Here is a 14,261-nt window from a genome sequence, read left to right on the forward strand (position 1 = left end):
TGGTAAATCAATTCAAAATGACTCGCAATTTTAAGTCTGACATTAGAATTATTTGATTCAATAGAACTTTCTGGAAATTTCACAATTTGTTTTAGTGATTCTTGAAATAAAACGTTTAATTTTCTACTATAGGATGTTGATTTATTTCTTTGGTTCCAATACAAAAAAATAGCGTATTTCGATTCTTTTGCAAATGAAGTCCAGACTATTTTTCTTGTTCTTTGAACCATTGTTCTAATTCAATTTGAGCGTCTTCATTAGAAATATATTCTCCATTTTTATATTGTTCTAGCGCTATGTTTATTTTCTTTTGTTCAGCTTCAGAAAAAATTCTAATATTCTTAGTCTTTGATTTTTTATATTCCACAACTGGGTCATTAACTAAAGATAAATTTTCTTCTGAATCAGCATAATTATTTTGATCTAATACTGCTTTGATTTTTAGTAACAAATCAATATTATTCGTTTCCATTATCTTTTTTATCAAATCTAATTTGAGTTCGGCGACATTCATAACTTCTAATTTTTATAAAATTAAATAAAATCCGTTGTGTTTCTGTCAAGGTTTTAAACTTTAACTAACCCCATTTTTGCCGCTCTTTTGATTACAAAGTCATAAGCAGCCTGATACTCATTCGGAATATCACCTTCTAAAATGGCTTCTTTTACGGCTTCTTTCAAAACGCCAATTTCTCTTGAAGGTTTTAAATCGAACATTTCCATTATTTCTTCTCCGGTAATTGGCGGTTGAAAATTACGAACATGATCACGCTCTTCAACTTCAACAATTTTCTTGCGAACGATTTCAAAGTTTTTGTGGTATTTTTTAAACTTCGACGGATTTTTGGTAGTAATATCAGCTTCACATAAAGTCATTAAATTCTCAACATCTTCTCCGGCATCAAAAACCAAACGACGAACAGCGCTATCGGTCACAATATCGTCAGACAAAACAATAGGACGTGAACTCATAACAACCATTTTTTGCACAAATTTCATTTTGTGATTTAATGGCATATGCAAACGTTCGAATATTTTTTTAGCCATTTTTCCACCTAAAAATTCATGTCCGTGAAACGTCCAGCCTTGTTTTTTATTGAAACGTTTTGTTGGCGCTTTTCCAATATCGTGCAACAAAGCCGACCAGCGCAACCAAACATCATCTGTATTCGGGCAAATATTATCCACAACCTCTAAAGTGTGATAAAAATTGTTTTTATGGGTGTGACCTTCGATTTCTTCAACCTGATTTAAAGCTGTTAATTCAGGAAGAATAATGTCTAAAAGCCCGGTTTGATACAAAAGTAAAAACCCTATAGAAGGTTTATCAGTTGAAAGGATTTTGTTTAATTCATCAACAATTCTTTCACCGGAAATGATTTTGATTCTTTCGGCATTTTTAGTAATTGCATCAAGCGAATTTTTCTCAATTTCAAATCCTAACTGATTGGCAAAACGAATCGCACGAAGCATTCGCAACGGATCATCGGAATACGTAATACTCGGATCTAAAGGTGTTTTTATTGTTTTGTTTTCCAAATCAGCCAATCCGTTAAAAGGATCAGAAAGATCTCCGAAAGTTTTTTCGTTTAATGAAAAAGCCAGAGCATTAATGGTAAAATCACGACGATTTTGATCATCTTCCAGCGTTCCGTTTTCTACAATGGGATTTCTGCTTTCAAAATTATAAGACTCTTTTCTGGCGCCAACAAATTCAATATCAGTATCTTCAAAACGCAGCATTGCAGTTCCGTACGTTTTAAAAACTTGTACTTTTGGTTTTTTTGGAAGTAATTCAGAAACCTTCAAAGCTAATTCGATTCCACTGCCAACGGCAACAACATCAATGTCTTTTTTAGAACCCCGGTTTAAAAGCAAATCACGAACAAAGCCGCCAATTACGTAACTGTCAACGTTAAGTTCCTGAGATGCTTTCGAAATTACTCCGAAGATTTTATGTTGTAAAGCTGTTTTATAGTTTGTTTGTATAGCCACGAATTGATGAATTTTTATAAAATAATACGTTTATGTTCAAGTGAGATAGAATTAAAGTTTGCTAAAATTGCCAGATGCGTTTTAGAAACTTTTAAATAATTTAGACATTGTGAAATGTGTTTAGGATGTAGAAAATCACTTGATTTTATTTCAAGTATAATTTTATCAAACAAAACAAAATCAGCGTAAAACTTGTGATTCAAAATTATGTCTTTGTAATTTACTAAATATTCTTTTTCTCGTTCAAATGGAATATTTGCTTTTCTAAATTCATATTCTAAAGCGTCTTTATAAACGATTTCAGAAAAACCTCCACCTAAATTTCTATGAACATCAAATAAAATTCCCATTATTTGATAACTTCCCAGTTGATATAATATTTTTGTCATGATCTAAATTTTTTCGCCACGAATTCACGATTTTTTTTAATTAATTTTAAAAAGTTAATTCGTGAATTCGTGGCTAATATTAGAATACAACTTCCAATTTTATATTGAAATGTTTTTGGAATTTTATAGCTGCAAATTTACAACATAGAAAATGCCTTTTATAATGTAAAGACCACTTTTTTATAGAAATTGAAAATTTAAGCATGGAATTTTGTCAAAGTAGAAAGTGCAACCCCAAATTGCACAAATTCCCACAAATTATATTTGAAAACTTAAAAATAGAAATTTGCGAGAATTTGTGCAATTTGTGGTTAAAAAACATTTATAGCATTATCAAACAAATCAATTGCAATCATATATTTTTAAAATTTCAATTTGTATTTTTGAATTATATAAAAACGCACAAATGAAAATTGTTATATCGCCTGCAAAGTCTTTAAACTTCGAAAAAGAATTACCTACTACTCAATATACTGAACCCTCTTTTTTAAAAGAAGCCCGCGTGGTTCACAAAGTTTTAAAACCGAAAAAGCCGGCTGAATTGTCAGAATTAATGTCGATTTCAGATAAGTTAGCTGATTTAAACTGGGAACGCAATCAGAAATGGAAAACACCTTTTAATCCTGAAAATGCACGTCCGGCAGTTTATACTTTTGATGGCGATGTTTATACAGGTTTGGATGCATATACAATTCCGCTTGAAAAATTAGACGCATTACAGGATAAATTAAGAATATTATCCGGACTTTACGGCATTTTGAAACCATTGGATTTAATGCAGGCTTATCGTCTGGAAATGGGAACGAAATTACCTGTTGGAGATTATAAAAATCTTCACGAATTTTGGAAACCAACGGTTACTAAAACTTTAAATAAAGAATTGACAAAAGGCGAATTATTCGTGAATTTGGCAAGTAATGAATATTTCTCGGCAGTTGATGTAAAAGCTTTAAAAGTTCCTGTGATAACCCCGGATTTTAAAGATTATAAAGATGGAAAATTAAAAATGATTAGTTTCTTCGCTAAAAGAGCGAGAGGAATGATGGTGCGTTATATAATCGATACAAATGCTGAAACCATTGATGATTTAAAAGGTTTCAATTATGATGGATATCATTTTGATGCGAATCTTTCTAAAGGAAATCATTTGGTTTTTACAAGATAGTTTTTTTGAGGGACAAAGGTTCAGAGGTTTTTAGGAAGCTGCTAAGAATCTAAGCTACTAAGTTGCTAAGTTTTATTTGAGAGCCGTAGACTCGGATCATATTGTAGGGAGGGATTTTAATCCCTTCTTTTGAGGGACAAAGGTTCAAAGTTGCAAAGGTTCAGAGGTTTTTAGGAAGCTGCTAAGAATCTAAGTTACTAAGTTGCTAAGTTTTACTTGAGAGTCGTAGACTCGGATCATATTGTAGGGAGGGATTTTAATCCCTTCTTTTGAGGGATAAAGATTGTAGGTTGAAATTTTAATTCCTTCAAATTATATCAAAATATTATAAAAAATAAAAAAGCCGGGTTAAATAAATAACTCGGCTTTTTCGTATTATAAATCAATTATTATTAATGCATTGCATCAGCAGGATTAATCTTGTTTTTTCCTTTTTTAATGAAAAGGATAATCGGTATACAACATAAAAACATTATTCCTAAATACATGAAAATATCCATGTATGACAGTACTGTACTTTGTTTTAAAACAGCATAATCTAAAGCCTGATATGCTTTTTTAAGGGCAACATCGGCGCTATATCCTTTTGCCATAAACGCTCTTTGCATTCCTGCAATACGCTGTTGAACATCAAATTTTGCAGGATCTAAATTGTTGATCAGATTTACTCTGTGTTCCTGACTAAAACGAGTGATAAAAGTGGTAATGATTGCAATACCAAATGATCCTCCTAATTGTCTCATCATTCCGGTAAAAGCAGCACCTTCACCAATATGTTTTCCTTTTAAGGTAGAAAGTGAAAGTGTTGTAATAGGTACAAAAAGTAATCCTAAACCAATTCCTCTTAAAATCAAAGGCCAATACATATGTTCAACTCCGGTGTCAGGCGTCATACGGGTCTGCATCATAAAAGTAAAGAAGAAGAAAACTAAAAATCCAACTCCTACCATATAACCTTGCGGAACTCCTTTTTGAATCATATTACCAACAAATGGCATCATGATCGCTGTTGTAATCGAACCCGGAATCAATAATAATCCGGCATCAGTTGCTGTCCATCCTAAAATAGATTGCGTGTAAATTGGGATAATTAATGTTGATCCGTATAATCCAAAACCAAGAATAAAACACATAATGGTTCCAATTCTTAAATTTCCATCTTTTAAAACACTTAAATTTACAATTGGGTATTTATAAGTAAGCTCTCTCCAAATAAATAATATTAATCCAAGAACTGTAACAACACTTAAGGTTACAATAAGCGAATCATTAAACCAATCGTCTTGTTGTCCGTGTTCCAGAACGAATTGAAGCGATCCAATAAAAGAAGCTAATAATATAATTCCCCACCAGTCGACCTGATTTGCTTTTAATTTTTCTCCGTATTTTGGACTTCTTACAAAAGTAAGCGCCAGAATAGTTGCAATAATTCCCAACGGAATATTGATGTAAAATATATAAGGCCACGAATAATTATCTACCAAATATCCTCCCAATGGCGGACCTAAAGTTGGACCAACAATTACACCCATTCCGTAAATAGCCTGCGCCATTCCACGTTTGGCAATAGGATAACTTTCGGTAATAATAGTCTGGGCGGTCACAAGCAAAGCTCCTCCACCCATACCTTGTACGAACCTAAAAGCAACTAGTTCCCAAATATTACTGGCATTTCCGCACAAAAAGGAACAGACAGTAAATATTATGATAGAGGCCACAAAATAATTACGTCTTCCAAATTGCTGTGATAGCCAACTCGTCATCGGTATTACAATAACATTCGCAATAGCGTATGCTGTAATTACCCAAGCCACATCAGTCAAAGTAGCACCAAGACTACCTCTCATGTCTGTTAGAGCTACGTTTACAATTGTCGTATCTACAATTTCCAGCAAGGCACAAAGTACCGCCGTAATCGTGATTATGACACGTCTGTATCCGTATTCTACTAAATCGTCGTCTGCTTGTACTGCTGTTGCCATTATTTTATTTTAAATGTACATCTACATCAACATTCATTCCTGGTCTAAGTAATTTTACTTTTTCCGGATCGTTTGATTCATCTAAACTAATTTTTACCGGTAATCTCTGAATTGTTTTTACGAAGTTTCCAGTCGCGTTATCAGGAGGTAATAATGAAAAACGAGATCCTGTTGCTGGTGAAAATGAAGTTAAAGTTCCTTTGAACTCATAGTTTGGATACGCATCAACTTTAAGGGTAACTTTTTGTCCAACAATCATTTTATTTAATTGCGTTTCTTTAAAGTTAGCAACAACCCAAGCTTCAGTATTATTGATGATATAAAACAAAGACTGACCTGGCTGAACCAATTGTCCCGGCTGAATATCAACTTTAGAAACCTGACCGTCAATTGCAGCTGTTACTACAGTATACGTAAGATTTAATTTAGCAACATCAAGCATCGTTTTTGCTCTTTTGATGTTAGCAGCAGCAACTTCAGTTTGTTTGTCAGAAACTTTAGATTTAGATTCAATTACTGATTTTTGGTAAGAACTTGCTCTTTGTTGTTGTTCTAAAACACGAACCTGGTTTTCAGCTTCATCTTTTGCAGTTTGAGCCTGTTCAAATTGTTGTTTTGTAATTGTATGGGTTTTGTACAAATTATTGTAACGGTTGAAATCGTTTGTAAGCTGTCTCAATCTAATTTTTGCACTTTCGATAGAACCACCTGCAGATCTCATGTTTGCATCAGAAACCGAGATGCTTGCATTTGCACTTCCAATATCAGCTTTTGCAGCTTCGTATTGACCTTCAGATCCTAATAAAGCAGCATTAGCTTCATCAATTTTTAGTTGATAATCTCTTTTATCGATAGTAAATAAAGTATCTCCTTTTTTTACAAAATCATTATCTTTTACATACACTTTGCTAATATATCCGGATACTCTCGGGATAATTGGATTCATTTTTTTCTCTATCTGAGCATCATCTGTTTCTTCGTGCGCTAAAGAGTGCATGTATTTTGTTATTCCGTAAGTTCCGCCCACTAAAATCAATACGGTTAGTATAATGATGAATTTAGTATTTGTTTTTTTCTTTTCCATGAGAGCTATCGATTATATTTTAGAAAGATTGAATGATTGAGATAATTGTCCTGATACTGAAAGTAATTCGTAATATTTTTGAATAATAGTTGCTTTAGACACAGCAGTATTAATTTTGGCACTTAGTTGTTCAACATCGGCTTCAACCAAATCATTGGTATCCGCTAAACCATTGTCGAACTTATCTTTTACAAGTCTGTAATTTTCAGCAGCTTGTTGAAGTGCTTCGTCATAAACAACGCTTTGATTGATTGCCAGGTCATAATCTTCAATAGATTTTTGAACCTCAACTTTAATACGATCTGTCATTACGGCTTCTGTATTTTTAACTTCCATAGCTCTGCTTTCAGCTTCTCTTACATGGGCGCTGTTTTTGTAAATTCCAGAGATATCATACGTTAAACCTAATCCAAAATTCATGGCGTATTTTACCGTTATAATGTCTTTAAGATCTAAAGCAGTATAACCGCCAAGTAATGCTAATGTAGGATAGTAGGCTGCTTTTGCAACTTTAATATTTGCTTCTGAAGCTTTTTGTTGAAGACGAATTGCCTCTAAATCTTTTCTGTTTTCAAGTGCTAACAAATCAGATGTTGGTGCATTACTGGTTTTTAAATTAAAGAAATCCTCTTCATTAACCTGAAGTTTTGTACCTGGATCCAGCTTAAGCAAAGTAGTTAGATAAAAGTTGATATTATTAAGGTTATTAGTAGCTTCATCAATATTCAATTGTGTTTTTGAAACTAATAATTGTGACTTTAATAAATCATTTCTCGGGATAATTCCGTTTTTCTCTAATTCTGTAAAATCAGTAACACGCTGTTTAGCGCTTTTTTGATTTTCATTTAAAACATCCAAAGTTTTTTGAGCTTTGTATAGTGCTGTATAATAAGTAATAACTCTTAATGCAACATCTTCTTTTGTTTTAGCAGCATTTGCATTTTCAGCCTCATATAAATTACTATATGCGTCAATGCTATTTTGAATTTTAAATCCTGCAAAAATTGGTAAGCTTAAATTTGCCATTCCAAGCATTGCCCTGTCCGGAGATGCAAGAGATGAACTTTCACCCTGATTTGGCATATCAATCGATGCTTTTGTAAGGCGCTGATATTGACCAGATACTTTAATGTCAGGATATTGATTGTTTTTTACCGTTTGTAATTCGTACTTTTTTGTGTTTACCCTAGTACTGGCAAGTGTAACTTCGTTACTTTTTTCCCAGGCCATTTTCACGGCTTCGTCTAAGGTTAAACTTGTTTTTTCTTGTGCTTCTATTGAAGATATTCCGATAAAGAAAACTCCAAAGAGCATTAATTGACTAATTTTCATAAACAAGTAGCGCTTTTATAGTTTGTTGAATGTGCTTTGTAAGACTGGTTTGAACGTAATCATTGTATAACTTTTCTGTGTTTAAGTTAAGAAGTTCCTCAAAAAAAGGTTTGTTCATATGAAAGTGAAAGAATGTACCCATTATCGTTGGTGTTATTAGCGGAATAATTACATCTTTTCTAAAAACGCCCTTGGCTTGACCTTCCTGAATTATAGTTTCTACAGATTTTAAATTTCCTTTTTTAAGTTCTGTGAAAGCAAGCAAGTTTTGTTCTCTGTTTTTTGAAGTAAGCTCAAAATGCAAAATTCTGTAAATCCCTCTGTTACAATTGATTCTGTTAATGTAAATTTCGATTAATTTATTGACTTTATCAAGAGGTTCAAGATTTTCCTTTAATAAATTATCTAATTGAAGTTTAATGTCAGAAGTTTTGTAAATAATTAAGGCTTCCAGCAAACGTTCCTTAGATCCAAAATAATACGAAACCATTGCAATATTTATTTTTGCATGTTTTGAGATATCCCGTATCGATGTACCTTCGAATCCTTTCTCTGAAAATAGCTTTTCAGCAACTTCAAGAATCTGGATTTTTTTATCGTTTAATTCGATGTTTGACATGGTATTGTTTCTAATCGGATACAAAATTAAACAAGTGTTTAAATTAAACAGTTGTTTAATTTTATTTTAACATAATATTAACAGAAAACCATGTAGTGGTTTTATGCATATTATATTCCTAAGTAATTACAAATGCTATTATTTTCCCAGAGTAAGTTTTTGTGGATTTTGTCTTGTATCAAAAATATTTGAAACATATACAATCTGTCTTTGTTCGTCTATCCAGTAGATTATTTTATATTTTTTGAAAATTAAATATCTAAAATCTTCAGCTTTTTTTGACAGAAGTTCTTCTTTTTGTCCACCGTAAGCATTGAATTCCAAAGAAAATGAAATATCGATTATTCCATTTACTAAAGTTTGAGCAACTTTAATTCCTGCCTTAAATTTGTAGTATTCAAAAATGTCATTAAGTTTATCTTCAGCCAATTGTGTCCAATAAACTGTTAATCCCATTTTTTAATTTTAGATTGTAAGTCTTTTGCAGATATAATGCGGCCATTTTTAGCGTCATCAAGAGATTGATCAATTTCCTTATTAAATTGATCAATACTCATTGATTTCATTTCCTGGTCCAATAATTCAACTTTTTGTTTGTGAAGTATTGTTTCAAGATGAGTAACTATTTCTTCACTTTCAAGTCTTAGAAATTCCTGAACGAAAGATATTTTGCGAGCTTCTAAATCCATGATAATTGATTTTATTCAAATGTACAAAATAATTGTAAAAGTTTTTGTCTATCGAATCTCTCCAACAAAATCACTAATTTTTCCAGAACCATTTTCGCTTAAATGCTTAATAAAAGCGCTTCCGATAATAGCGCCTTTTGCAAATTTAGTTGCCTGATTAAAAGTTTCTTTATTTGAAATTCCGAAACCAACAATTTGAGGATTTTTCAAATTCATGTTTCCAATTCTTTCGAAATAGCTTTCCTGCGTATTTCCAAAACCAGATTGAGAACCTGTAACACTTGCAGAACTTACCATATAAATAAATCCGTTTGAAACGCTGTCGATAAAGCGAATACGCTCATCCGAAGTTTGTGGTGTAATTAAGAAAACGTTGATTAATCCGTATTTTTCGAAAATTGCCTTGTATTCTTCAGCATAAACGTCAACTGGTAAATCCGGAATAATTAATCCGTCAATTCCAATTTCAGCACATTTTTTACAAAATTCTTCAACTCCATATTGTAACATCGGATTAAAATATCCCATAATAATCAACGGAATTTTTACGCTTTCGCGGATGTTCTTCAGCTGATCAAAAAGAATTTGAGTCGTCATTCCGTTATGAAGCGCTTGTGTAGAACTAGCCTGAATCGTTGGTCCATCGGCCAAAGGATCGCTAAAAGGCAAACCAATTTCTATTAAATCAACGCCATTTTTTTCTAAATCCTGTATGATTTGAACCGTATCGCTTAAGTTAGGATATCCAGCCGAAAAATAAATAGAAAGTATCTTTTTATCTTCTTGTAATTTTTGAGTTATTCTGTTCATTTCGTTTATTTTTTTCCCCTAACAGGTTTCAAAAACCTGTTAGGTATTTTACTTTAGTATTTATTTTTTCTCCTGCAAGGTTTTCAAAACCTTGTAGGTGTTTTTTGTTTCCTATTTAATATATCTACAAGGTTTTGAAAACCTTGCAGGAACCTTTGCTAATTGAGAAGAACCCGACTTATCCAATTATCATTTTGCTTTTCTACAATTAACAATCCGGAATCTGAATCATTCATTTGCGCAACCAATTCACCTTTAGTATTCCAAAAAGCGCTTTGTCCAGCCGAAGGCGATCCCCAGGATTCTCCACTAAAATTCGACATCAAAACATTCATTTTGTGTTTTTGGGAATAACTTTGCAGATTTCTATAAGCATTCGGAATTCCGTTTGGCGAAAAGAAAATACTGGCGATATAAACATCAGTTTCTTTTTTGCTGGCATTTTCCGGATGCAGCGGATTATCAATATCAGCACAAATGGCAAATGAAATCTTTTGGTCTTCAATCGTAATCATCGGATTATAATCGAAAGAAGAAGAGAAAAATTCATCTTCTCCTTCATGTAAAAATTGCTTCGTATATATTGAAACCGAATTATCAGGAAAAATTACAAATTCTCCAATAAATAATTCAGAACCAATTTCAATTGGCGCTCCGGCAACAATAATAATATTATTTTCTACAGCCAGCTTTTTTAAATGATCCAATCTTGAATCGTCTTTTTTGAAAGCTAATTTTTGAGCATATTCTCTTTCATAACCCGTAATTGACATTTCAGGAAATGCGATTAATTGCGCTCCATTTTGCGCAGCCAAATTGATATAATGATAATGATCTAATAAATTAGTTTCAATATCTCCTCGTTTTGGTTTTGTTTGTGCTGCTGCTAAAATCATTTTTTATATTTTGTTCTGCAAGGTTTTCAAAGTCTTGCGGGATTGTGATATTAACTTTCAATATAAACCCATGCAGCGGTTCCGGATTTCAACGTGACCTGAACTCTTTTGTAAGCATTAGATTCGAATATATCTACTTTTGCTAAATCTGAAGGAGAAATAGTAAAAGCAACACCATGTATAGGATCCGAAGAATCGGCGCTGGGTACAGCTACAACATAATCTGCCATTCCAAATTCTTCTTCAATTTGGAGGCTTTTTAGTTTATAACCCAAAAGCTGATCTGGAGTTCCGGTTAGAACTTTGTTGAAAAGCTGCATTTGAATTTGTTTTGATCTTAATGTTCCGTATGAGAATAACTTTTCCATAATTACTATTTTTCTCGTTGTTTGTTTTTTGCGTTAGGGATAGGAGCGGTATCTCCCGATTAACAAAAACTACGGCTAAAAAGCCTTGTTTTTCTAAATCGGAAATATAGCGGATAGCCCGTACGCCACGGCGGATAACGCCCAAATTAATCTTATATTATAATTTAAAATAATCAATATAATTGTCTAAATCTTTGTCGCCACGACCAGAAAGACTGATTACCACAATATCCGTAGGTTTAAATTTCTTTTGATCTAAAACCGCAAAAGCATGCGCGCTTTCGATCGCCGGAATAATTCCTTCTAATTTGGTAAGCTGCAAACCGGCATTCATCGCATCGTCATCTGTTACAGAGAAGAATTCGCCGCGACCTGTTTGCGCCAAATGTGCATGCATTGGACCAACTCCGGGATAATCTAAACCTGCAGAAATTGAATAGGGCTCTGTAATTTGTCCGTCTGGAGTTTGCATCAAAAGGGTTTTGCAACCGTGAATAACTCCAACTTTTCCTAACTTACTGGTTGCTGCACTGTGACCGCTATCGACGCCTTTTCCGGCCGCTTCAACGGCAATAATGCCAACTTCAGGTTCATGTAAAAAGTGGTAATACGTTCCTGCAGCGTTACTTCCGCCACCAATACAAGCGACAACATAATCAGGATTTTCACGCCCTTCTTTTTCTTTTAACTGCCATTTTATTTCCTCAGAAATGACACTTTGAAAACGCGTCACCATATCCGGATAAGGATGCGGACCAATCGCCGATCCAATAATATAATGTGTATCAACCGGATTGTTGATCCAATCGCGAATCGCTTCGTTTGTAGCATCTTTTAAAGTTCGTGAACCCGAAAGTGCCGGACGAACCTCAGCGCCTAACATTTTCATACGGGCCACGTTTGGTGCCTGACGTGCAATGTCAATTTCGCCCATATAAACGATACATTGCAATCCCATTAAGGCACAAACTGTAGCGGTTGCAACGCCATGTTGACCCGCTCCGGTTTCGGCAATAATGCGTTTTTTACCCAGACGCTTGGCAACTAATATCTGTCCAATTGTATTGTTTACTTTGTGTGCACCGGTATGGTTTAAGTCTTCTCTTTTTAGATAAACTTTTGTATTGTATTTTTCTGATAAACGCTTTGCAAAATAAAGCGGACTCGGACGCCCAACGTAATCTTTTAGCAATTGATCAAATTCTGCTTTAAAATCCGGTTCGCTGGTGATTTTTAAATAATTCTGGCGTAATTCTTCTACATTTGGATACAGCATTTCCGGAATATATGCTCCTCCAAATTCTCCGTAATATCCTTTTTCGTTGACGTTAAAATTCATTTTATTCCAATTTTAAAAGTTGGCAACATCAAATTTTCGTTTGAAATTGCTAAATAGATTTTTGTTTTTTAGCCCCGGTTCGATTTCAAATTTACTATTTATATCGACAGCATAAATAGGAAGATTTGTTTTTGAAATTTCTTCGATCGCTTTTAATTCATTTATTCCGATTCCACCGCTCAAAAAGAACGGCTTTTTCGAATTGTATTTTTTTAATATAGTCCAGTCAAAAGTAGTTCCGTTTCCGCCGGGTAATTTTCCTTTGGTATCAAACATAAAGTAATCACAAACTGGTTCGAAAGGTTTTATGATTTCGAAATCAAAATTCTCATCGGCAGAAAATACTTTGATGATTTCGATTTTCTTTGGCAATTGTTTTTTTAATGCTGATAAAAATTCAACAGATTCATTTCCGTGTAACTGAACAGCTTGTAAATTGTATTTTACAACTTTTTCAAGAATTTCGTCCTGACTTTGATTGACAAAAACGCCCACTTTTTTGATTGTTTCTATCAGTTCCGGAATTTCTCCGTTAAAATATCGAGCGGATTTCTCCCAGAAAATAAATCCCATATAATCGGGTAGGAGTGCACCTACCTCAAGGATATTATCTGGATATTTCATGCCGCATATTTTGAGTTTCATTTTTTTGTTGTTTTTGCCACGAAGGCGCTAAGACACTAAGTTTTTTTATTTTTTGCCACGAAGGCTCAAAGGCGCAAAGTTTTTTTTCGCCACGAATTCACGAATTTATTTATTATCATTCGTGAATTCGTGGCTATTTTTATACGCTCAAATTTTTAATAAATTCTGTCGCTGCTTTTCCGGCGTTATCAGTTTTCATGAAGTTTTCTCCAATTAAGAATCCATTGTAACCGTAAGGTCTAAGCTCAGAAATGGCTTCTATTGACGAAATGCCACTTTCAGAAACTTTTACAAAATCATCCGGAATTTTTGATGCCAGTTGTTTGCTGAAATCCAGGCTAACTTCAAAAGTTTTTAGGTTTCTGTTATTCACACCAATCATGTCTAAACTCGGCATAATCGATTTTTCTAATTCTTCTTGGTTGTGAACTTCCAATAGCACTTCTAAACCTAATTTCTTTGCAAATTCAGATAATGATTTGATTTCTTCGCGGGTCAAAACCGCTGCAATCAATAAAATCAAATCGGCTCCAAAAGCTTTGGCTTCCAGAATTTGGTATTCATCAACAATAAATTCTTTTCGCAAAAGCGGAATATTTACACTTGCTCTTGCTAAAAGTAAATCGTCAAGAGAACCTCCAAAATATTTCCCGTCTGTTAAAACTGAAATTCCGCAAGCGCCTGCATTTTCATATCCTTTTACCACTTCCTCAACTGTAAAACTGTGATTAATAACCGATTTTGAAGGCGAACGACGTTTGTGTTCTGCAATAATTCCGGTTGAGCTTGTTCTCAATTTTTGACTTAAAGAAATTGTTTCTCTTCCAAAAAACACTGAACTTTCCAATTGCGAAACCGGAATAATCGATTTTTTAAGAACGACTTCTCTTTGTTTATCAAATATTATTTTATCTAAAATATTCATCTTATTTTGTTTCAGGTTTCAAG

General features: G+C 33.5%; 16 protein-coding genes. 1 reads left to right on the plus strand and 15 read right to left on the minus strand.

Features of this window, described 5'->3' with window-relative positions:
• Positions 1–205: 205 nt before the first annotated feature.
• The 3 genes from ACZ0AH_RS06420 to ACZ0AH_RS06430 are packed head-to-tail and all read right to left on the minus strand — an operon-like array spanning position 206 to position 2,384.
• Positions 206–514: a hypothetical protein gene (locus ACZ0AH_RS06420; protein WP_463474988.1), complete on the minus strand. Its 309-nt coding sequence runs from the start codon at positions 512–514 to the stop codon at positions 206–208.
• A 53-nt stretch (positions 515–567) separates the two neighbouring features.
• Positions 568–1,995 (minus strand): CCA tRNA nucleotidyltransferase, encoded by a 1,428-nt coding sequence (locus ACZ0AH_RS06425; protein ID WP_463474989.1) that lies wholly within the window; start codon positions 1,993–1,995, stop codon positions 568–570.
• 14 nt (positions 1,996–2,009) lie between these two features.
• Positions 2,010–2,384, minus strand: a complete 375-nt coding sequence (locus tag ACZ0AH_RS06430; RefSeq protein WP_463474990.1) for a GxxExxY protein — start codon at positions 2,382–2,384, stop codon at positions 2,010–2,012.
• Positions 2,385–2,790: 406 nt separating this feature from the next.
• Between ACZ0AH_RS06430 and yaaA the strand changes: the two genes are divergently transcribed.
• Positions 2,791–3,549: a peroxide stress protein YaaA gene (yaaA, locus tag ACZ0AH_RS06435; RefSeq protein WP_463474991.1), complete on the plus strand. Its 759-nt coding sequence runs from the start codon at positions 2,791–2,793 to the stop codon at positions 3,547–3,549.
• A gap of 392 nt (positions 3,550–3,941) precedes the next feature.
• Here yaaA and ACZ0AH_RS06440 read toward each other — a convergent pair whose 3' ends face one another.
• The 12 genes from ACZ0AH_RS06440 to trpC all read right to left on the minus strand — a co-directional run bounded on the left by ACZ0AH_RS06440 (position 3,942) and on the right by trpC (position 14,238).
• Complete coding sequence (locus tag ACZ0AH_RS06440; protein ID WP_463474992.1) at positions 3,942–5,531, minus strand: MDR family MFS transporter; 1,590 nt, start codon at positions 5,529–5,531, stop codon at positions 3,942–3,944.
• Between the two features lie 4 nt (positions 5,532–5,535).
• The gene (locus ACZ0AH_RS06445) at positions 5,536–6,615 is read right to left on the minus strand and encodes an HlyD family secretion protein (protein ID WP_463474993.1); all 1,080 of its coding nucleotides are present in this window, start codon (positions 6,613–6,615) and stop codon (positions 5,536–5,538) included.
• 12 nt (positions 6,616–6,627) lie between these two features.
• Entirely contained in the window at positions 6,628–7,947 is a 1,320-nt protein-coding gene (locus tag ACZ0AH_RS06450) for a TolC family protein (RefSeq protein ID WP_463474994.1), read from the minus strand.
• Positions 7,937–8,566: a TetR/AcrR family transcriptional regulator gene (locus tag ACZ0AH_RS06455; protein WP_463474995.1), complete on the minus strand. Its 630-nt coding sequence runs from the start codon at positions 8,564–8,566 to the stop codon at positions 7,937–7,939. The genes ACZ0AH_RS06450 and ACZ0AH_RS06455 overlap by 11 nt, the downstream gene beginning before the upstream one ends.
• A 138-nt stretch (positions 8,567–8,704) precedes the next feature.
• Complete coding sequence (locus tag ACZ0AH_RS06460; protein ID WP_463474996.1) at positions 8,705–9,022, minus strand: type II toxin-antitoxin system RelE/ParE family toxin; 318 nt, start codon at positions 9,020–9,022, stop codon at positions 8,705–8,707.
• Complete coding sequence (locus ACZ0AH_RS06465) at positions 9,013–9,255, minus strand: hypothetical protein (protein WP_463474997.1); 243 nt, start codon at positions 9,253–9,255, stop codon at positions 9,013–9,015. The genes ACZ0AH_RS06460 and ACZ0AH_RS06465 overlap by 10 nt, the downstream gene beginning before the upstream one ends.
• A 48-nt stretch (positions 9,256–9,303) precedes the next feature.
• Positions 9,304–10,065, minus strand: coding sequence for a tryptophan synthase subunit alpha (gene trpA, locus ACZ0AH_RS06470; RefSeq protein ID WP_463474998.1), 762 nt, complete (start codon positions 10,063–10,065; stop codon positions 9,304–9,306).
• Between the two features lie 158 nt (positions 10,066–10,223).
• Positions 10,224–10,961: a carbon-nitrogen hydrolase family protein gene (locus ACZ0AH_RS06475; protein WP_463474999.1), complete on the minus strand. Its 738-nt coding sequence runs from the start codon at positions 10,959–10,961 to the stop codon at positions 10,224–10,226.
• 50 nt (positions 10,962–11,011) lie between these two features.
• Positions 11,012–11,329, minus strand: a complete 318-nt coding sequence (locus tag ACZ0AH_RS06480) for a gamma-glutamylcyclotransferase family protein (protein WP_463475000.1) — start codon at positions 11,327–11,329, stop codon at positions 11,012–11,014.
• Between the two features lie 157 nt (positions 11,330–11,486).
• Positions 11,487–12,668, minus strand: a complete 1,182-nt coding sequence (trpB, locus tag ACZ0AH_RS06485) for a tryptophan synthase subunit beta (RefSeq protein WP_073395348.1) — start codon at positions 12,666–12,668, stop codon at positions 11,487–11,489.
• A gap of 12 nt (positions 12,669–12,680) precedes the next feature.
• Positions 12,681–13,313 (minus strand): phosphoribosylanthranilate isomerase, encoded by a 633-nt coding sequence (locus ACZ0AH_RS06490; protein WP_463475001.1) that lies wholly within the window; start codon positions 13,311–13,313, stop codon positions 12,681–12,683.
• Positions 13,314–13,452: 139 nt separating this feature from the next.
• The gene (gene trpC / locus ACZ0AH_RS06495) at positions 13,453–14,238 is read right to left on the minus strand and encodes an indole-3-glycerol phosphate synthase TrpC (protein ID WP_463475002.1); all 786 of its coding nucleotides are present in this window, start codon (positions 14,236–14,238) and stop codon (positions 13,453–13,455) included.
• Positions 14,239–14,261: the final 23 nt, after the last annotated feature.

It is taken from the genome of Flavobacterium sp. AC105 (genome assembly GCF_979258495.1).